The organism is Ochrobactrum sp. A-1 (assembly GCF_022488005.1).
In the GTDB taxonomy this organism is placed as follows: Bacteria; Pseudomonadota; Alphaproteobacteria; order Rhizobiales; family Rhizobiaceae; genus Brucella.
On sequence record NZ_JAKVQC010000003.1, the window covers coordinates 1,440,560 to 1,459,087 of the forward strand.

Here is an 18,528-nt window from a genome sequence, read left to right on the forward strand (position 1 = left end):
GACATCGGCAATCAGGATCTGATCGGGGTCACGTCCCCTCTCTCTCGCTGGCTGGTATTTTTCGTTGATGTAGGCTGCGAGCGCGATTTCAGCGCGCTCACGGCTTGTCTCGCCGCCGCCAACGCTGATGAATTTTTGCCCATCGCGGATGAACCACCCGGCGCGGTTTCTGAGCGAGCCATCGCTTTTGCGGCTCTCGTCGCGCCAGACGAGGCGCGCTCCTTTCGACGTCCGCGACATAATTCCCGCATCTCCCTGATAGCAGCTAGCGTTACATATTCTTTGCCTGCGATCAGTTCTGTTTGCAATCGTCCAGCATCGCGTTCTTTCCGAAGCCCAGCAGCTTTCATGCTGCCATCGGGAAATGCTAGGCGAACAGCATGTTCAAGTCGAAGAGGTGTATCGTCGGAGACGCTCTCGATCTTAATGTTCATTGTTCTGCGCCCTCCGAAGCTGGTGCAGAGGGGAGCAGCGGCGACAATCCGTGAACTTCGTCGCCCTCCAAGAGCAACCGGAAAAGCATCGCAAACGTCTGCTTTATTTCTGCGATGACGGCTTCTGGATTTTCCCGGCCTTCAGCGCAATGGATGGCGGCTTTAACAACCTCTCCAGCTTCTTCGGCAATTTTGGAGATGATATAATTCGGCTGCGGGAATTTCCGCATTGCCTTTGCAGCCTCTTCCTTCGCCGCTTCAATCAAGTTAGAAATGGCGGCTGATTGCAGTCCATCCCTCTCGACCAATTTACCGGCGTCGGCATGGTCCGGGGAGGATAGGGCAGCGCGAAGTTCTGCCGCTGCGTTCTGCGCGTTTTGGGCAACCTTACGAGGCGTCGAACTATTAAGCTCGTTTTGATCGCAGATGAAGCGCTCAAACCATTTTAAGTGCTCCCGTACAGCCTCCCCCAACCCCAGATCACGCGCTGCGGATGGCTGAGCATGGCCGAAGTCAATGAGGGCAAAGTCACGGTCGGCATTCTTGTCGTGGTCGAAAGCCGTCAAAAACCATTGCGGCTCGGGATGCCAATCGCTGATGCCATACCATACCCGCTTCGGAGTGATGGTGCGTTCGGCAGTCTCGCCGCGATAATTGGTGTATATGATGCGGGCAGGTTCGCCTATCGCTACCATTTCGTCACCTCATATTTCAAATGAAGCTCACGCATATTGACCAGAACGGGCTGTGCGCTCATCGGGCGCACCATGGCCCAGCCCTCGGCTATCGTCATCACACGTGCAGGGTGTTTCGTTTCACGGTTTTGCAGCCTACTACCCGGCCTAATTTTTCTGGTACGATCAGCCATGGCGTACTGATCCCGGCATCGCGTTATGTTCGATGCCATCCAAAACCCGACCGGCTATTTTCTTGGTTGCATGAAACATGGTGTCTGGCGGCATAGCGCCAAGTAGCGGTGCATAATTGCCCCATTGTTTGAAGAAGAATGGAATACCGGCCGCAACGCACTGATCGCGCAGAGAACGCGCCCAATCCGGATGCATAGGACGCGCGCCCTTCCCGCTCTCTCCACCTGCCACAACCCAATCAAGCCGACCGCCATCGTGTAACAGCCCGGCGTCAAGCGGACCACGCGATGAACCGTCCATAGCGCGGGCTTCTGCCTCCCACTTTCCTTTGAATGGGTTGAGCCAAGTGGCATCTTGCGTGTCTAGCGGCAGTTCAGGGACTGGATGACCGCCGCAATCTGCGAACGTATCCACAAATTCGCCGATACGATCCAGCCGGACAGGCCCAAGCAATGGCTCGGCACTCACCCAGCGAACTGCCGCCGGAGTGTCGAGCAGCGCAGGAATGCGCTCGTCGGCCCGCCTCTGGTCTTCAACCGAAACGCCAAGCCAGACATTGGGCAGCGGCCATGACCAGACCTCGCGCGCGCCACCGTCAAAGCTGTACCAGTTGGTATAGATTGCTTCGAGCAGGTCATCTTCGGGGCGCGATAGAAATTCGCGCATCCTGTCGGCGCGCTTGGTTAGAACCTGAAAAGTGTGCTGTTTGGCGATCGCCATGATGGTAAAAATGTCTAGAATCCATTCGTCCGGAACGTCTTCATGGAAAAGGTCGCCATGCGCGCAGACGAACACCATGCGCGGCTTTTTCCATTCAAGCGGCTGGTAGAGCCATTCGCGGTTAAGCCGAACTTTGCCATTCCAAACCGGCCCCGACTTCGAGGCTGCAGTCAGCCCGGCACGTGAAGGGTGATGCTGCAAGCGCGTGCCGGCGAGCTTCATGGCATAGCAATTCGTGCATCCGGGCGAAACGACGCTGCATCCTGTGATTGGATTCCACGTTGCATCCGTCCATTCGATATGGGTCTTGTCAGCCATGATCGCGCACCTCCGCAGAACATTTCTTCCGCCAATCGAAAAAACCGAGAGCGCCATTGCAGGTGATTGGTTTTTCTAGCAGACGCGGATTGTCGAGAACGAAGCCATACGGGCCAAAGAACCAAGGATCGTTTGACCGGCGAACCACATCGACGATATCGACCGTGCCGATGATGGCTCCGCGCGGGATCGATCGAAGTGACGGCACGGGGTTCGAGCGCAACATTTCACCCGTTGCGTCATCAATCTGGCCAATCTGATAAGCCAAGGTGCGGCAGTCTTCATACTCGTACTGCGTCATTCCCTTGGAGGCGTGGATGCAAATCGTCCCGCGAATGCTTGTGTTCCATTTGCGGTTCTCGACTGGCTTTCCAAGATGAAAAATACAGTGAACCCACGGCTGGCGCACTGACAGTGCCAGTTGTGGTAGGTCTTCTGGAAGAATGATTTTCATAGCCTCCCCCTAAACCCGCATCGGCATGATGACGAAAAGCGGTGGCACGTCACCATCCTCGGCCCCGACGGGCGAAACTTTGCACGGTGCGCCGGGGTCGCTGAGTTCGAACCGCATTTCCTTGGCAGAAACAGCGCCAAGTATGTCGAGGCAGTATTTGTGATTGAAGCCGATAGTCACTTCGTCGTCGTGACCTTCGTTGACAACAATGCTGTCCTCGGCCTGCCCGCTATCGGGATTGGTGACTTCCATCTTTAATTCGCTCGGGCCGAAACTGAATTTCACAGCCCTGCCGCGCTCGCTTGAAACCGTGCTCACGCGATTGATCGCGCCCGCAAGTTCCTCCCGATCAATGGTGTAAGCCTTGTCATTATTGGCAGGAATTACCCGCTGATATTCTGGATACGTACCATCAATCAGTTTCGACGTGATGGCGGTCCCGTCAGGCAGCACAATGCGAATTTTACGGTCGGATATCTTTAGAATGATATTCTCATCGCCCTTCGCAAAATGCTGCAGCAAGGCAACAGTGCGGCGCGGCACGATGATTGGCGGCATAGCTGCACTGCCAGCCGGAGCATCGAGTTTCATTAGCGCGAGGCGATGGCCATCTGTCGCCACGAAAGCCAGATGCTCCCCGTCGTTGTGGATGAAAACGCCATTCAGGTAATAGCGCGTTTCTTCGGTCGAGATTGCGAATGCCACTGTGGAAAGGACGCGCGCAAGCACATTGCCCGGCAGGGCGAATTCGTGCGTGAACTCACCTGCCGACATTTCCGGGAAGTCCGTCGCCGGCAACACCTGCAGGCGAAAGCGCGATCGACCCGACTTGATGTTCACGTGCGTCTCGTCGCCTTCAAACGTGACCACACTGCCGTCAGCGAACTTGCTGACCGCGTCATGCAAGAGTCCGGATTGTACGGTGAAGGGTCCGATATCTGGCAACCCATCCTGCTTTGCCACCGACTTGACCTCAATGTCGAGGTTCGTACCGGTAACGCACAGTTCGCCATTCTCGACGGTCAGCAACACGTTACCAAGGATCGGGATCGTGTTGCGCTTTTCAACGGCGCGATTAACCGCCGCAAGGGCGGGGAGCAAAGCTCCCCTTTCTATGCTGAAGCTGACCTTCGTCACGCCGCTGCCTCCGGCTTTCCAGCGAAGCATGGCAGTTCCGTCGCCGACTTTACGTCGGAAACCGAATGCTCCAGGTGCTGGGTTATAATCTGGTCCGGGCGGTAGATCTGATAGCACCAATGGACACTGCCGCCGCTAACGCGATAGCGCAAACGAACCGGAATGCGCACCGCATCGCCCATGAAGAATACCGGGATCGACAGGATAAACATGCCAGGCACAGTAATGGCCTTGCCGTCCGCACCAACGTGGTTTTCTTCCCACTGAAGCTGTCGTTCACCAGATTGAAGGGTATGATTGACCTTGACCTTGGACTCCACATTAACCTGCATCTTGCGAGAAAGCTCAACCAACTGGTTCGGGTTGGCAACGGTGCAGGAAAAGTCTCGCTCGATGTTGGCCACATCAGCATCAGAAGGTGACGCAAGATCGGGAATGCGATCTTCAAGGAAATAAGCGAACTTTTCCTGATCCATAAATTCGCCGTCCTTGCTGATCCAGACTTTCCATTCCTCGGACAGAGGGAACTCGTAGTGGATACGATGGGACAGAAAGTCGGCAATGCCGCCGTTCTGAGCTTCATGATAGTCGATGACAGTCGTCATGGATGGCTTGCGCCAGTTCAAGTCGACAAAAACAGCGGAATTATCGGTCTTGTGTCGGTTGGTGAGATCGATGAGTGAACCCAGCGTCTGCGCGTTGGCAGTGCCATGCTTTCGTTTGGGGTGCAGGCGATGCTCTTCGAGCAGCTTGGAAACGCTGTTGATGCCGGGTGTTTCGCCTCGCGTCAGCAATGCGGGTACTGATTTCGGCAGGCCAACCATCTGATCATTCGTTTCGATGACGACCAGTTCGGCACCATCTGCCCGTGCGCCAAGATCGGCAGCGGCCCGGATATCGAAGCTATTGGACGGCAGAAGTTCGGAAGTTGCAGTATTCTCGGACATTTTAACTCCTGATTTTTAAAGGGTTAGCCGTGGATCACGTCGGTCACGCTGCGCGAGGCATCGCGAGGGCCACCGAACATGTCGATTTGCTTGGGGTGCTGGGTGGAAAGAGAGCCGTCATCCAGAAGCCAGTAGAACGACGAACCGTGGACCGGCTTGGGACGTTTGGAATTGGTTTCCGCTTCGATGGTGACAGTGCCGTCAACCACTTCGATATTGAGCTTGAGCGTAACGGAACCTTTGGCTTTCACCTTTGGCCGACCGCCGGTGTGCTCCTGCAAGGCGGCAAGAGTATCCATCATCTCGGTGGTCAGGCGCTGCGCCAGTTCGCCGTTTTCCAGAAGTCCGATAATGGTGTTGGAATCGCGGATGCGTTGCATGTTTTCCTCTGCTAGTTGAAGGGCACAATTCGCCCGTTATCCGCGCCATTCAGGCGCTAAGGGGATTTCGTCATCCAAAGCTGGGTTGTAGCCGCCGCCCTGCTGGTTCGCGGTCTGGCTTGGCTGGTCGCGCGAGCGTCCATCGCCGTAATCGTCCTGGCTGGAAGGGCCTCGCCCGCCGTTTCCTTGGGGCATGAGCTTCAATTCACCGCCAAAGCTCTCCAGCACAAGTTCCGTGGAATAGCGGGTGTTGCCCTGCTGATCTTCCCACTTGCGTGTGCGGCTTTTGCCCGCGATGAAAACGATATTACCTTTTGACAGGTACTGTTCTGCGGTCTTCGCAAGTGCCTGATTGAAGATGACAACTGTATGCCATTCGGCCTTTTCTTTCCGCTCGCCGGTCTGCTTGTCGCGCCAGTAATCGGACGTGACCACGCGCATGGTGACGATGAGGTCACCACTATTGGCGTTGCGAACCTCTGGATCAGCGCCAAGACGGCCGATAATTTCATGACGATTGTACGTCATGCCGCCGCCCTCCAGTCGATGCCAAGATAGCGGGAGAGCCGGTCAAGCCACGCTTCCTCTGCCTTCATCGGCGCCCACGGCTTGATTGCCCCGGTGAGTTTCGGCATCGGCAATTCCCTGCCGGCCAGATTCTTCAGGCCGTTATTGCCAAACAGCGCCTCTGTTTCGGCGCGCAGCATCCGCTCGTCCATTTCCTTGACAGCGAATGGAACAGAAGGTGGCAGGCCAGCCTTCCGATAAATCGCCTGATCCAGTCGCGCCTTTACGGCCTCGACAGCGTCCCGGACACGATGCATCGGTATATCGTGCATGCGATAGAGTGCATCGGCCAGAAACAGAACCGCCGGTCGCGACCAGTCTCCAAGCAGCGCCTCATGGGCGTCATGCAGAAGAAAATAAGCACACAAAGTCGTGTCGCCCGTTTCATTCGCCAAAGCATCTGCACCCATTACGCAATGCTGCGCGACTGGAAGCATCGGGCCTCTATTGATGCCGTTGAAGCGGGCCAGCTTTGAAAGGGCGCTGGCGATCGTGGGCCAGTGAATATCGCTATCCAGCGGATTGGCGAGATCCATGACAGAACCGTCTGGACGGAACGAAAGTATTTCGGAAGTCATAGCGGGATACCGATAACAAGAGAAAAGAACGGGATGGCGAACGCGATGACGCTCCCGGCGATGGATTCTGTCACCGTCATGACAGCGCCCTCCCGTTACGAACCGGGATTTTCGGCAAGGTTTGCTCTGCCGCGAGGGTCAGCCTGGCGCGCTCTGCTGGAAGCAAGGGAAGGAGGTTCAAGAACTCCTGAAGCACACAAATGCAGCGCTCGCGCTGTGGTGCCCAAGGGTCCAACATCAGGGCCGCGCGGCTGGCGCAATACCGTCCCCAAGCCTCGAAAAACTGCGTTGATGTTGTGAGGTCAACCGTCATGGGTGGGCGGTTCGGAACCGGTTGCCTGACTTTCATGACCATGTCAGCGATATTGTCGTGAACCGGCCTTCGGCTTTCCGATTTCCATTCCGCAGCCAAATGCTGGGCTTGTGTGCCGAACTCGATGATTTCAGCAGATGTGAAACCGGCCCGGATCAAGTCCTTGAATGTCGCAGCACCTGACGATGCGGCTATGTCCTGCATCGTCTTCGCCATTTCGATAGCGCGAAGATGCGGGGTGCTTTCAGGGCTACGCGGATCAGTGTTGCGGATTGGAAATGAGGGCCGAGAAACCGCTGCCTTGTGGCCGATAGATTGGGTGAATGGGAGAGTCATGCTTGCCTCCAACTTGAAAGATGTGGCGCAATGTAAGCATAACTTATATTTCAATTCAAGTGGCTCTTGAAATCCACAGACAAAAGAATCGATTCGACATTGCCAAAAAAAGAATCAATTATGAGAACGGAATGAGAACAAACAGGGCGTAAAGGGTGTGTAATGTTCCCGAAAGAACCGACAATTGGACAGACTTTTTCGATATCGATTGAGTGTGGAGACTGCGGACACGTGCGATGGCGCAAGCCGCAAGAGCTTTACAAACTCGGCTTCAAATACGGGACGTTAATCAACGATCTGGGGCTGAAACTGTACTGCGCGGAATGCCGACGCAATGGAGATTCGGGAAAAAATGTGATACTCAGCCCAGCTTTCAAAACTGAGCTCGACCGAGAACGCGCGAACGCGTCCCGGATCAATAACCTAATAGTTCCCGGAGAGGGATTACGCGCCACATGTTCCTGATGGCGTAAGGATCAAAACTGATTTCCTTTTGGGGATTGAACTGCGTGCAGATAATCTCCGACGTCGAGCGCCGGACAAGGCGCTTGATATATGCGTGACCGATTTCACCTTCCTTCACCGGAAACATTTCGATCACAACATCATCGCCCGGCACAGCCTCGCGTCCACCGCAATAAATAAGCTCACCGGGCTCATATCGTGGCCACATGCTGTCGCTGATCACATGTAGCGCGAATACCTTGCGAATGCCGGCAAGCCCAGGGGGGCGGCGCACATATCCGGTAATTTCCCCGTTAAGCGAGAAATCGCCATCATCGCCACCAACGGCCACACCCCTGACCTCAACATCAAGCGGACCCTTCGGCAACTCGTGAGAATCAGAGATTATCTCCGCTTCATTCACCGGCTGATCGTCGAGGTACACTACCTCGCCCCGTCCTAATGCCGCTGCATCCACTCTCAATAGCGCGGCAGTCCTGATCAGATTTTCAGTCGACGGGAGATTCTTGCCAATTTCCCAATTACCGACAGCGGCGGTCTGGGTGTTCAGATGGGACGCAATCTCGCGCATCACCAAGCCGCGCTGCTTTCGCGCCGTCCGGATAGCTGCCCCAACTTTGATCGCCAGTTCATTCTTGTTCATGGGCTGCATGTGAAGCTTAAACATGTTTCTAGTCCATTTAAGAGTTTCTTGCTTTCATTTTTAAGTTATGCTTATATCGCCTCATGAAACCGAACCTTGACCCCTCCGGAGCACTCAAGCTCGCCATAGACAAAGCCGGCAGCGCCAGCGCACTGGCGCGCCATTTGCGTTTGACGCCCTCTGCGGTCTTGCAATGGGACGTCGTTCCCCCAAAACGTGTGCTCGAAGTAGAAGCCTTCACCGGCGTTTCTCGCCACGCACTTCGCCCGGATATTTACGGGTTGAAGCCATTTGCCGAGGTGACGGCATGAAGCCTCTTTTCCGCCGCCTTGATAATGCAGCCTGCGCTTTCCTGGCCGGCCATTCGCGCCGCGATCTGGATAGAGTGCGTTTGCGCCGTCTGAAGATCCTTGTTCGTCGCGAAATTGCCCGACTGGAGCGCGAAGCGCGAGAGCATGATTATTTCTCATTTCGTGCGACCTCCTGCCGGTCTCTAGCGCAGTCGCTTGCGAGCCGCCTTGAAGGCGTCGTCGATCGCATTGATGGTGATGCCTACCGAATTCTGCTGGATCATCTCCATATCGAGCGCGTCAACCTGCACGCCCGCCGCAAATTTCAGTGGGATGACTGGCATTCGCTCGACGATTTCGACAAGGCGCGAATTCACTGCCCGGTAATGCCGGTAGTCGATCCTGCCGGCAAGCAATACGGCAAGCTCTTCAAGGGCCTTGGTGACCGCCGCATTTTTGATCCGTTCCATGACAAGGGCGGTTTCCGCGTTTGGCATTGGCATAGTGTTCTGGCTCCGTTGTTTCGGCGGCTGGTGCGCCCCTGGCAGCGTGCGAAGGTTAGCGGTCCGCCGTAGTGATCTGACACCGGCAACCTGACACTCCAATCCCTTTCCCACCATGGGAAAAAACTGCGGCTTTTCCCGCCACGGGAAAGCTTTGCCATTTGAGGACTTACCCATGACCCCATTAACCGATGCTTGGTTTTACCGGATCAAGGCAGCCCAGAACGATCTCATCAAATATTGCGGGGGCGTTGAGAAAACGGCGTCGCTAGTTTCCATGTCGAAAAGTCAGGTCGGTCGATACAACAACACGCTCGATCCCGACATGATGCCGGTGCATGTCGTCTGCCAGCTTGAGGCTCAATGCGGCGTACCTTGCGTAACCTCCGTAATGGCGGACCTGAACAACCGCCGACTATCGGAACCCGATAGCGAGGACGTCAGGGCGGCTGGCGACATTCTGAATGCCCATTCCGAGGTTGTCCGCAGCGTGGGCGAAGTAATGAGCGTAGGTGCGCAGGTGTTTGCCGATGGCAAGGTGACCGGCACTGAGGCCATTAAACTCGATAAATCCGCATCGCAGGTCGAGCGGCATGTTTCCGAACTCAGACGGAAACTATCCGGGCACATCACCAATGCGCGTCGAGGCGATCCCGCGCTTCGCATCATAGGGGATGACTGACCATGGTGCGCCGCCCCTCCAATGATCCGCGCTCATGGCAGATTGTCTTGCTCATCGCATCATTATGCGTGGGTGCAGTGATTGCGGGCGCCTACGCCTCTATTCTGTTTTCTCCGGTAACACCATGGCAATGAATTTGCTCGACGGTCGCGTGGAAATTCGTCTCGGCGACTGCATAAGCGTCATGGCCGCGATGCCGGACGATAGCGTCGACTGTGTGGTTACATCACCGCCTTATTGGGGCCTCCGCGACTATGGCGTCAGCGGTCAGATGGGCTTGGAACCAACCCTCGCTGAACATTTGGCCGTTATGGTTCGCGTGTTTGCAGAGGTGCGCCGTGTCCTGAAGCCCACCGGCACTTGCTGGATCAATTATGGTGACTGTTATGCAACCACGCCTAATGGTAAGTCAGCCGCGGATTACAAGGCTGAAGGTACTGATGATCGGACTTTCAGGGACAAACCCTTCTCGACGATTGGTGGCGGTATCAAATCCAAAGACCTGCTGATGATCCCCAACCGGCTTGCGATTGCTTTGCAGGACGACGGCTGGTGGGTGCGCTCGGAAATCATCTGGGGCAAATCCAATCCGATGCCGGATTCCTCCGGTGCCTATCGCCCGTCTGCCGCGCATGAGAAAATCTTCATGCTGACGAAGTCGGACGATGGCGACGTGTGGCGCGCCCGCGATACGGGCGAGATTTCTTTTGCACCGGATCTGACTGAGCGCTGCTCGTTCATCACCGACCCGTCACGCGAAGGCGCTCGTTGGATACGCATTGGCTCTTTCTATGACGCGGAAGCTGTCCGACAAGGGCGGGCCAGTGATGAAGATGCAAATGGTTATCGCGGAGGCTCATACACTGGCGGTAAACCCGGCAAACGGAAAACCGTCGGAAACAGGCGCGTAGCGGGCTGGACCGAAGGTGACGGCCTCCATACTGTGATCGCTCATAACCGTGTACGGACTGATAAGCAGCGTGGCCATGGTCGGCGACATGACGGTTTCAATGGCCGTTGGGATCAGATGACGAAGGAAGAGCAGAGCGCAAATGGCCGCTTTCTTCGCAATTATGAGCCTGCGCCGCTGTCTGTCTGGCCGATTGCCACTAAACCCTTTTCCGAAGCTCACTTCGCTACGTTTCCGCCAGAACTGGCAGAACGCTGCATTCTCGGCGGTTGCCCGAAAGATGGTGTCGTTCTCGATCCATTCGGCGGCGCCGGAACCACCGGATTGGTCGCTGCTCGCCACGGTCGCCGTGCAATCCTGATCGAGCTCAACCCGGAATACGCCGACATCGCCAAACGGCGCATCGAAAAGGAATGGCGCGTTTCGGATGCTCGCTCTGACGTGCCCGATCATGGCCCCTTGTTCAACAACGAGGCAACCGCATGAGGGGAGCGACTGATTTCACAGTGCTTGGCATGTTCGTTGACCGCCAGAGAATCCTTTGCCGCATGAACATCCAGCAGGTCGCGCGGACATGTGGCGTTCCCTCTGACGACGTGCACCGCGTCATCGCAGGTAAAGCGATCGGCTCGGACTCGCTTGCATCATTCTGCGCCTGGCTTGGGCGTTCACCTTCCTTTTTTGACAAGCATTCGCTCGCAACCCGACGAAAGGTTTACCCATGAAAACGTTTGGTCAGCCCGGCAGTATTACACCTGCAAGCTTCACCCCTGAATTGCCAACCCAAATGGTCATCGAAGGGTTGATGCTTCTGCGCGAAATGGGAATGACCCGCTGCCAGATGGTTAAGGCCACTGGTATGTCGGAATATAAAATCCGATCGTACTTCAACACGATCTGCAGCCAGTGGAATGTGAAGGGTCGCGATCAGGTGGGGGTAACACAATGAACCTCCCGCTGATTATTGATTCATTTACAGGCGGTGGCGGAGCATCCACCGGCATTGAAATGGCCCTGGGCCGTTCGCCGGATATCGCAATCAATCACAATGCGGCCGCACTGGCTTTGCATGAAGCGAACCACCCTCAAACACTGCACTTGTCGGAAAATGTCTACAAGATCGACCCGCTCGATTATCTGCGCGGAGCGCATGTCGGGCTGGGCTGGTTTTCGCCTGACTGCAAACACTTCTCGAAGGCCAAGGGCGGGAAGCCAGTTGAGCGTAACATTCGTGACCTCGCCTGGATCATTCCCGGCTGGATCGAGCGCGTTCAGCGCAGCGGCGGCAAGGTTGATGTCGTCATACTCGAAAACGTCGAGGAATTTCAGGATTACGGCCCGCTGATCGAAACAGCGCGCGGCCTGATGCCAGATCCAGAGCACAAGGGCGAGTATTTCAGAAAATGGTGCCGCAAGATTCGCTCGCTTGGAGGCAAGATCGAGTGGCGGGAATTGCGCGCCTGCGATTATGGAGCGCCGACTATCCGCAAGCGCTTCTTCGCCGTTATTCGTTTCGATGGCCAGCCCATTGTCTGGCCAGAGCCGACCCATGGCGCGCCAACCGATCCGGATGTTATTTCAGGGCGCATACTGCCATGGCGCACAGCGGCGGAAATCATCGACTGGTCCCTGCCCTGCCCCTCCATTTTCGATACGTCCGAACAGATCATGGAAAGGCACGGGCTTCGTTCCGTGCGCCCACTTGCTGATAACACTATGGCCCGTGTTGCTCGCGGCATGAAACGCTATGTACTGGACGCGGAGCGCCCATTCCTTGTCAACCTGACCCATGGCGGGCGCGTCGAAGCGGTTGACGAACCGTTCAAGACCATCACCGGCGCGCATCGCGGCGAAAAGGCTGTAGTGTCGCCGCATCTTGCGTCTGTTGCGCATGGCGATAGTGGCGGGCGCAGGGAATATCCTCTGTCCGAGCCGCATGGCGTCGTCACCGCTGGCGGAATCTCCAATGCGCTGATTGCGCCGTCAGTTATCCGCTTCAACACCGGAGCCACCGGGCAGGATGCGCGCGAGCCGCTCTCTACCGTAACCGCCAACAGTTATATCAAGCGACCCGGCGGCGCTGCGCCATTAGGCATAATCGCCCCGCACCTCATGACAATGCGCAATGCGGGCAAGCCGTTCAATGGAGCCGACGAGCCGACACATACTATCACGGCGGGCGGGGCCGGCCTGACTGTCGTCGCCCCGGTGCTGACAGCAGCGCAGCATGGCGGCTCGACCCGTTCGATCGAGAGCCCCTCGCATACCATCACTGCCAGCACGAAAGACCAGAACAGCGTTATCGCACCGACATTGGTTCAGGTCGGATATGGTGAGCGGTCGGGTCAAGCACCAAGGGCACTGGATATCGATAGGCCGCTCGGCACTGTAGTCGCGGGCGGCACAAAACACGCGCTCGCTACTGCACTGATTGCTCGCGATTTCGGAACTTCGACCGGCCATGGCCTTGAGGAGCCGGCGCACACGGTCATGCCTGATGGCCAAGGCAAGTCCCGCCTGATTACAGCTTATATGGCGCAACATAACAATGACAGCCGCCGCGAAGGCGGTGTCAATCCGGGCCGTGCCATGGGCGAACCGGTTTCTACTGTCACGCAAACCGGCTCGCAGCAAAGCGTAGTGGCGCCGTATCTGCAAGCCTATTACGGCACCGGCGATGGTGGCGAAGAAAACCAGCCTGTCAGGACCGTCACGACTAAGGACCGACACGGACATGTTGAAGCTGCGCTTGACGTGCCGCCATTCTCGCCTGCTCAGGCCGACCGGGCACGTGAGGTTGCCGCGTTCCTGCGCTCCTATGGATTCTGGGATGAACGCGAGTTCGTAACCATAGAGGCTGGCGGCGTTGTCTATGTCATCGTGGACATTGGTATGCGCATGCTTGTGCCCCGCGAGCTCTATCTCGCGCAAGGTTTCCCGGTAGATTACAAGATCGAGCGCGGCATCAATGGTGAGCTTTTCTCGAAGTCGGTGCAGGTTTCCTGTTGCGGCAACAGCGTTTCGCCGCCGGTCGCCGCTGCCCTCGTAGCCGCGAACTGCAGCCATCTGACGGCACAATTGGAGGCGGCGGAATGAGCACCGCCCTGAAACTCTTTGTCGAAGATGCTCGCGCCGTCACGATCGCTGACGCCGCGCAGCGCCTCAACCTGAAATGCAACCCGCGCGGAAGCGAGCACCCGCAACCCTGCCCCGCCTGCGGCGGCAAGGATACATTCGCGTTCAACACCCAGAAGAACAAATGGAACTGCCGGCAGGGTGGAGTCGGCGGGAATGACGCCATCGGCATGGCTGCGCACGTGCACGGTCTCAATGTCCGCAACCGCGAAGGGCTGCTGGAAGCCTGTTCAATTCTTCTTGGACAGCCAATCCCGGAAGGTGGCGAACGGGAATCCGATGACGACAGGGCGGCACGCATGGAGCGGCTGGAAGAACAGCGCAGGCGCAATGCCGAATTGCAGAATGAACAGGCCAAGAGCCAGGCGGATTACCGTGAAATCGAGCGAAACAAAGCGCGCGGCATCTATGACCGGGCGATCCCGCTTCACAGCACCGGCATTACCTTCGGTCGCTATTATCTCATGGCGCGTGGTGCCAGCGCGCCAGAATCCGAATGGTTGCGGGTCAGCCAGAATGTTTCCTATTGGCATGGCGGCGACGCGCTCCATGAAGGGCCTGCCATGATCGCACCGATCATCGGTCCTGATCTCGGTGTCATCGGCTGCCATATCACCTGGATCGACCTCGACAACCGCCCCAAATGCAGGCCCGATATCATCGACCAGGAATTGGGCGAGCTTCTGCCAACCAAAAAGATGCGCGGGAGTAAAAAAGGCGGGCTGATCCCGCTTGCCGGTCATCCACGCTTGGAACGCTGGGTAGGTGGTGAAGGCATAGAAAATACGCTGGCTGTTGCTCGGGCTGAAAATCTCCGGCCTGACACGTTCTATTTCGCAGCCGGCGATCTCGGCAATCTCTCCGGCCCCGCTGACCCTGCATCACGCTTTGCGCACCCCACCCTGAAGAAAGAAGACGCCAAGGGGCGTTTGCGCGCAGTCATGGTGCAAGGGCCAGTCCCGCGCCCGGATCGAGGGCCTGAAGACGGCTTCTGGGTTGGCGACCACGTGCGCGAGATTGTTCTTCTGGGTGATGGGGATTCCGAGCGCGTTATGACGTCCGCCGCAATGGCGCGCGCCCGCGCACGCATTCTGCGACCAGATCGCAAGGTAGCAATTGCCTGGCCTCCGGCCGGGACTGATTTTTCTGAAATGATGGCAGGTGCCGCGTGACCAAGACTACCAAAGATATTCCAGCGGCTGTTCGAGCTATCATGGACGAAGCATCACGGCAGGCGGAAGCCGCCGATATCGAGCCCCGTAACCCCGTTACCGATGGTTCACCTGATGCGCACTCCCCAGATGATGGGGAGCCTGCCGCCACCACGCGCGGGGACAGGACAGTTGACCGCGAAGTTGTCAGGGCCTGCGCTTCACTCGATCATTCAGACACTGACAATGCGGAACGGCTGCAGCGCCACTTTGGTGACGATATGCTGGTGCTTGCCCAGAGTAAGGCTCGCAAGGCGACTTATGCCATATGGGACGGAACGCATTGGGATATCGATACCGGCGATCCCCGCTCGCTTGCTATTGCGCAGCAGCTTGGCGGGCGTATCGCCATGGAAACCGATTTCCTGCAATACACCCCCGCCGAGGATGAGGTGGTCAAGGCTGGCAAGGATGCCTTGAAAAAACCGGAGGATGAACGATCAAGACCTGAAAAGAAACTGGCTGACGCCGCGCTGAATGCGAAAGCAAACCTTGCCAAGCGCAAAAAACGACGCATGGATCACGCGGTCACATCAAAGAACCGCGCGCGGCTGGAGGCCATGCTGACGTGTTTGGCACCGCATGTGATGCGCTCGCCAGACGACTTCAACGCCGACCCGCTCAAGGTTGCTCTGCTCGATCACACCCTGATTTTCTCACGCAAGGTCGAGGAAGTCCGAAACCCGGCTTACGATGATCCTGACGACAATCGTGAGGATATTCCCGAAACAATTGACCAAAAGTCCGCGAGCGTAAATGTGATAAAGGGGCATCGGCGCACCGACCTGATTACACAGATTGTGCCTGTTGCTTACAACCAGAAAGCCAAATGCCCGAAATGGGACGCCTTCCTCAAGCGGATGCTACCGAGCGACGATGTGCGCCGCATGGTGCAGGTGGCGTCCGGATTGGGTTTGGTCGGCATCACTGTTCAGAAACTATTCTTCCATTACGGCTTCGGCGCTAACGGCAAATCCGTCTACATGGAAACGCTCTGCCGTCTGCTGGGCGATGTTTCTGTTACGCTGCCGTCCGAATCCTTCATAGGCGAAGGCAATTCAGGTGGCGCAGCTTCGCCCGACATGGCCCGGCTCTATGGCCGACGCTTCCTGCGCGTCAAGGAATTGCCTGAAGGCGAGGATTTGCGGGAAAATCTGGTCAAGGATTTGACGGGCGGCGAAGATTTCACCGTCCGCGACCTGTTTCAGGGTTATTTCGATTTCAAGCCCATATTCACCGGGCACATGTCGGGCAACGGCTATCCTCGCATCACCGGCACGGACAACGGCATCTGGCGGCGCATGGTCGTGGTGCATTGGCCTGTGACACTGAAAAAGGAAGAGCAGCGCGAATTTGAGGAAGTCGTTTCGGAATTCCAGCCTGAATATCCGGGCATACTGAATTGGCTCATAGAGGGTGTGCTGATCTTCCTGCGTGAAGGGCTGGTCATTCCGGCATCGGTCGAGGCGAAAACGCAGGAATACCGCGACGAAATGGACCCCACGTCCGCTTTCTGTGCCCGATGTATCGAAGCTGATGAGCATGGCGAGGTGACTGCCAAGGACTTCTATCAGGCTTATGTTGACTTCACCGTCGATCAGGGCGGCAAGCCTATTTCGCTGACCAGATTCGGACTGATTATGAAAAAGAAGTACCGACGCGAGGACGGGCGTGCTGTGAAATACCATGGCCTGCGCCTGATTGAGGTTCCTAAACCCGCTCACGCGTCCGGCTCTGACGATTATGAGGCGCACATGCGATGATGCTCGACAATCTTCCCCGCAACCCCGCCTTCGGCACGGCTTTCGCTCCTGAAACCGGCAACCCTTTGATATGATTAAACTTATGCTGTGCAGTAGTTTGCACCAGTTTGCACCACTCTGCACCAGTTTAAACAACGGGATAAATGAAATGATTTCAACAACTTGCACCAGTTTGCACCAGTTTTCTCTATGTATACATAAGGGAAAAAGGGGGATGGGGGAAAAAGCTTATTATATGCACAAGCCAAAACTGGTGCAGAGTGGTGCAACAGACTGATTTTATTATTCTATTTCCACTTTTCAAAGTGGTGCAAACTGGTGCAAACTATCGCAAGTGGTGCAAAACATGAAAACCGTAACGATTGATGAACTTCTCGTCTGGGCTTTCGTCCACGAACTGCCAAAAGGTGGCGGTGCTGATGGTCTGGATAGCATTCACTCTGCCTGGCGGCAACTGGAAGCCTCGTCTTGGGGAAAAGTTCTGGGCTTTGCCGAACTCATGACGCTTGTCGACCGCGACCGTGCCGATCCCGGCATGTGGATTGAACAGGGTGCGCCGCATGAGGATGCGCTTGAAGTCGGCAAGGCCGTTGCCGATCTTGCCCGTTTTGATGTTTCTTTCCCGGATGGCTGGAACCCGGTTGCCGACTGGCAGGACTTCGACGGGCTAACAGCAGATGCGGTGGCGCGGGCAAGAGAACGCCTGATGCTGCGCCCTGCCCGTTCGCGCAGCGCTGGCATTGCCTCGCTCGTGATTTCCAGTGCTGTCTTGGGCCGCGTACCTGATAACAGCGCACCGGAACCGGAATGCGTGGTGTTCGCACGCCGCGAAGGTGAGCCGACATGGTTCGTTCAACGGCCAGCGGTTGACTCTTTCGGTAGAGAATACTTGATAGAGGTTGATGGTTTTAACCGTCGCGCGCGTCGGCCATATCCGGGTGCTTATCGAAAGTTTGTCCTAACACCTGATCCAACAGCCGATATTCTGGGTCGGATCGATTACCAGATTTGGGTTGCTGCCCTCACAAAGCTAGAATCAGCGCTCATGGATCGGCTCGTCGGCCACAAATTGATCTTTTCGCACCGCTCGGCAACACCATGGCTTGAAGATCGCGACATGGTTGGCGTCCAGCTTTTCCGGGCTTTTGACGGTGTCCAACGGCTAGAGCCTGAAAATATGTGTTGACCTGCGACTCCGGGTTGACTTACACCTTGGATGCTAAAAAAGATTGATTGAACCCCGGCGCAACCGCGACCGGGGTTTTTCGTTTCACAGGCGGAATTCGCGATGCTCAACTATCGATGGGAAAACATCGAGGGTTTGCGCCGGTACTCCAGTGGCATCAAACGGCTGCAAACGGAATTTCCGAAAGTCCTGCCGCGTATCGTCAATCAGATTGGGCGTCGTGCCCGCACCCGCGTGGTGCGCAACCTCACGAAGCAAACAGGTCTGGAACGGCAGGTCATCGTCCGGGCAGTGAAGAACGTCGATACGGCAAAGCCGGGAAAGCTGTTCTATTCCCTGCAATCGCGTGGCGGGTTCATTCGGCTCAAGTACTTCAAGGCACGTGAAACCCGGTCCGGTGTATCGGCGCAGCCCTTCGGCAAGCGCCGTATATTCCACAGCACCTTCATCATGGGCGGTCAGTTTCCATACCGTCACGTGAAAGACTGGAACTTGGATGGGCATGTTTACCGACGCATTGGCCGTGCTTCGCAACGACGCGTCACGCAGGTGAAGTCGGACGTTCGCATCCCTGATGAGATGGTGCGCGGCGAAACCCGATCTGCATTCGAGCGCGAGGCGACCGTGACCATGCCCCCTCGGGTCGAGGCGGTCATTCGCAAGCTCCTCGGGTGACCCCCCACCCCC

Annotated in this window: 21 protein-coding genes; 10 read left to right on the forward strand and 11 right to left on the reverse strand. The window is 56.6% G+C overall.

The genetic code is table 11. The annotated features are described in order from the left end of the window. Positions 1-11: 11 nt before the first annotated feature. The 11 genes from MKS82_RS08725 to MKS82_RS08775 form a co-directional block, all read right to left on the reverse strand. On the reverse strand, positions 12-434 hold the full coding sequence (locus MKS82_RS08725) for an excisionase (RefSeq protein ID WP_235924382.1): 423 nt from the start codon (positions 432-434) through the stop codon (positions 12-14). Next, complete coding sequence (locus MKS82_RS08730) at positions 431-1,000, reverse strand: hypothetical protein (RefSeq protein WP_240578595.1); 570 nt, start codon at positions 998-1,000, stop codon at positions 431-433. The genes MKS82_RS08725 and MKS82_RS08730 overlap by 4 nt, the downstream gene beginning before the upstream one ends. A 294-nt stretch (positions 1,001-1,294) precedes the next feature. Further along, a complete protein-coding gene (locus MKS82_RS08735) occupies positions 1,295-2,341 on the reverse strand; it encodes a phage Gp37/Gp68 family protein (RefSeq protein WP_151575165.1) in 1,047 nt (348 codons plus the stop codon). Continuing rightward, positions 2,334-2,795, reverse strand: coding sequence for an ASCH domain-containing protein (locus MKS82_RS08740; protein WP_151575167.1), 462 nt, complete (start codon positions 2,793-2,795; stop codon positions 2,334-2,336). Before MKS82_RS08740 ends, MKS82_RS08735 begins: the two co-directional genes overlap by 8 nt. A 9-nt stretch (positions 2,796-2,804) precedes the next feature. Further along, a complete protein-coding gene (gene dnaN, locus MKS82_RS08745) occupies positions 2,805-3,962 on the reverse strand; it encodes a DNA polymerase III subunit beta (RefSeq protein WP_151576457.1) in 1,158 nt (385 codons plus the stop codon). Further along, positions 3,929-4,879 carry a DUF2303 family protein gene (locus MKS82_RS08750; protein ID WP_240578596.1) on the reverse strand — a complete coding sequence of 317 codons (951 nt, stop codon included), beginning with the start codon at positions 4,877-4,879 and terminating at the stop codon, positions 3,929-3,931. The genes dnaN and MKS82_RS08750 overlap by 34 nt, the downstream gene beginning before the upstream one ends. 23 nt (positions 4,880-4,902) lie before the next feature. Beyond that, on the reverse strand, positions 4,903-5,259 hold the full coding sequence (locus MKS82_RS08755) for a hypothetical protein (protein WP_240578597.1): 357 nt from the start codon (positions 5,257-5,259) through the stop codon (positions 4,903-4,905). 36 nt (positions 5,260-5,295) lie between these two features. Continuing rightward, on the reverse strand, positions 5,296-5,787 hold the full coding sequence (gene ssb / locus MKS82_RS08760; protein WP_240578598.1) for a single-stranded DNA-binding protein: 492 nt from the start codon (positions 5,785-5,787) through the stop codon (positions 5,296-5,298). After that, entirely contained in the window at positions 5,784-6,404 is a 621-nt protein-coding gene (locus MKS82_RS08765) for a hypothetical protein (protein ID WP_240578599.1), read from the reverse strand. The genes ssb and MKS82_RS08765 overlap by 4 nt, the downstream gene beginning before the upstream one ends. A 76-nt stretch (positions 6,405-6,480) precedes the next feature. Then, positions 6,481-7,053: a hypothetical protein gene (locus MKS82_RS08770; RefSeq protein ID WP_240578600.1), complete on the reverse strand. Its 573-nt coding sequence runs from the start codon at positions 7,051-7,053 to the stop codon at positions 6,481-6,483. 415 nt (positions 7,054-7,468) lie between these two features. Beyond that, complete coding sequence (locus MKS82_RS08775; protein WP_240578601.1) at positions 7,469-8,161, reverse strand: XRE family transcriptional regulator; 693 nt, start codon at positions 8,159-8,161, stop codon at positions 7,469-7,471. Positions 8,162-8,244: 83 nt separating this feature from the next. Here MKS82_RS08775 and MKS82_RS08780 point away from each other — a divergent pair, with 83 nt between their 5' ends. The 10 genes from MKS82_RS08780 (at position 8,245) to MKS82_RS08825 (ending at position 18,516) form a co-directional block, all read left to right on the forward strand. Continuing rightward, positions 8,245-8,472, forward strand: a complete 228-nt coding sequence (locus MKS82_RS08780; protein WP_240578602.1) for a transcriptional regulator — start codon at positions 8,245-8,247, stop codon at positions 8,470-8,472. Further along, complete coding sequence (locus tag MKS82_RS08785) at positions 8,469-9,026, forward strand: hypothetical protein (RefSeq protein ID WP_240578603.1); 558 nt, start codon at positions 8,469-8,471, stop codon at positions 9,024-9,026. Before MKS82_RS08780 ends, MKS82_RS08785 begins: the two co-directional genes overlap by 4 nt. Before the next feature lie 103 nt (positions 9,027-9,129). Beyond that, positions 9,130-9,636, forward strand: a complete 507-nt coding sequence (locus MKS82_RS08790) for a hypothetical protein (protein WP_240578604.1) — start codon at positions 9,130-9,132, stop codon at positions 9,634-9,636. A gap of 124 nt (positions 9,637-9,760) precedes the next feature. After that, complete coding sequence (locus MKS82_RS08795) at positions 9,761-11,032, forward strand: DNA methyltransferase (protein WP_240578605.1); 1,272 nt, start codon at positions 9,761-9,763, stop codon at positions 11,030-11,032. A gap of 235 nt (positions 11,033-11,267) precedes the next feature. After that, positions 11,268-11,495 (forward strand): hypothetical protein, encoded by a 228-nt coding sequence (locus MKS82_RS08800; RefSeq protein WP_240578606.1) that lies wholly within the window; start codon positions 11,268-11,270, stop codon positions 11,493-11,495. Next, positions 11,492-13,642 carry a DNA cytosine methyltransferase gene (locus MKS82_RS08805; RefSeq protein ID WP_240578607.1) on the forward strand — a complete coding sequence of 717 codons (2,151 nt, stop codon included), beginning with the start codon at positions 11,492-11,494 and terminating at the stop codon, positions 13,640-13,642. Before MKS82_RS08800 ends, MKS82_RS08805 begins: the two co-directional genes overlap by 4 nt. After that, on the forward strand, positions 13,639-14,853 hold the full coding sequence (locus tag MKS82_RS08810; RefSeq protein WP_240578608.1) for a DUF7146 domain-containing protein: 1,215 nt from the start codon (positions 13,639-13,641) through the stop codon (positions 14,851-14,853). The genes MKS82_RS08805 and MKS82_RS08810 overlap by 4 nt, the downstream gene beginning before the upstream one ends. Next, positions 14,850-16,655, forward strand: a complete 1,806-nt coding sequence (locus MKS82_RS08815) for a DNA primase family protein (RefSeq protein ID WP_240578609.1) — start codon at positions 14,850-14,852, stop codon at positions 16,653-16,655. The genes MKS82_RS08810 and MKS82_RS08815 overlap by 4 nt, the downstream gene beginning before the upstream one ends. Positions 16,656-17,001: 346 nt before the next feature. Then, the gene (locus MKS82_RS08820; protein ID WP_240578610.1) at positions 17,002-17,841 is read left to right on the forward strand and encodes a hypothetical protein; all 840 of its coding nucleotides are present in this window, start codon (positions 17,002-17,004) and stop codon (positions 17,839-17,841) included. A gap of 102 nt (positions 17,842-17,943) precedes the next feature. Beyond that, positions 17,944-18,516, forward strand: a complete 573-nt coding sequence (locus MKS82_RS08825) for a hypothetical protein (protein ID WP_240578611.1) — start codon at positions 17,944-17,946, stop codon at positions 18,514-18,516. Positions 18,517-18,528 lie beyond the last annotated feature (12 nt).

What these genes read in the sequence shown, in the direction of transcription:
- MKS82_RS08775 (WP_240578601.1), bottom strand. Translation starts at nt 8,161, where the DNA reads ATGAACAAGAATGAACTGGCGATCAAAGTTGGGGCAGCTATCCGGACG.
- MKS82_RS08795 (WP_240578605.1), top strand. Translation starts at nt 9,761, where the DNA reads ATGGCAATGAATTTGCTCGACGGTCGCGTGGAAATTCGTCTCGGCGAC.
- MKS82_RS08780 (WP_240578602.1), top strand. Translation starts at nt 8,245, where the DNA reads ATGAAACCGAACCTTGACCCCTCCGGAGCACTCAAGCTCGCCATAGAC.
- MKS82_RS08770 (WP_240578600.1), bottom strand. Translation starts at nt 7,053, where the DNA reads ATGACTCTCCCATTCACCCAATCTATCGGCCACAAGGCAGCGGTTTCT.
- MKS82_RS08735 (WP_151575165.1), bottom strand. Translation starts at nt 2,341, where the DNA reads ATGGCTGACAAGACCCATATCGAATGGACGGATGCAACGTGGAATCCA.
- MKS82_RS08800 (WP_240578606.1), top strand. Translation starts at nt 11,268, where the DNA reads ATGAAAACGTTTGGTCAGCCCGGCAGTATTACACCTGCAAGCTTCACC.
- MKS82_RS08790 (WP_240578604.1), top strand. Translation starts at nt 9,130, where the DNA reads ATGACCCCATTAACCGATGCTTGGTTTTACCGGATCAAGGCAGCCCAG.
- MKS82_RS08805 (WP_240578607.1), top strand. Translation starts at nt 11,492, where the DNA reads ATGAACCTCCCGCTGATTATTGATTCATTTACAGGCGGTGGCGGAGCA.
- MKS82_RS08750 (WP_240578596.1), bottom strand. Translation starts at nt 4,879, where the DNA reads ATGTCCGAGAATACTGCAACTTCCGAACTTCTGCCGTCCAATAGCTTC.
- MKS82_RS08725 (WP_235924382.1), bottom strand. Translation starts at nt 434, where the DNA reads ATGAACATTAAGATCGAGAGCGTCTCCGACGATACACCTCTTCGACTT.
- MKS82_RS08765 (WP_240578599.1), bottom strand. Translation starts at nt 6,404, where the DNA reads ATGACTTCCGAAATACTTTCGTTCCGTCCAGACGGTTCTGTCATGGAT.
- ssb (WP_240578598.1), bottom strand. Translation starts at nt 5,787, where the DNA reads ATGACGTACAATCGTCATGAAATTATCGGCCGTCTTGGCGCTGATCCA.
- MKS82_RS08740 (WP_151575167.1), bottom strand. Translation starts at nt 2,795, where the DNA reads ATGAAAATCATTCTTCCAGAAGACCTACCACAACTGGCACTGTCAGTG.
- MKS82_RS08825 (WP_240578611.1), top strand. Translation starts at nt 17,944, where the DNA reads ATGCTCAACTATCGATGGGAAAACATCGAGGGTTTGCGCCGGTACTCC.
- MKS82_RS08755 (WP_240578597.1), bottom strand. Translation starts at nt 5,259, where the DNA reads ATGCAACGCATCCGCGATTCCAACACCATTATCGGACTTCTGGAAAAC.
- MKS82_RS08820 (WP_240578610.1), top strand. Translation starts at nt 17,002, where the DNA reads ATGAAAACCGTAACGATTGATGAACTTCTCGTCTGGGCTTTCGTCCAC.
- MKS82_RS08810 (WP_240578608.1), top strand. Translation starts at nt 13,639, where the DNA reads ATGAGCACCGCCCTGAAACTCTTTGTCGAAGATGCTCGCGCCGTCACG.
- MKS82_RS08785 (WP_240578603.1), top strand. Translation starts at nt 8,469, where the DNA reads ATGAAGCCTCTTTTCCGCCGCCTTGATAATGCAGCCTGCGCTTTCCTG.
- dnaN (WP_151576457.1), bottom strand. Translation starts at nt 3,962, where the DNA reads ATGCTTCGCTGGAAAGCCGGAGGCAGCGGCGTGACGAAGGTCAGCTTC.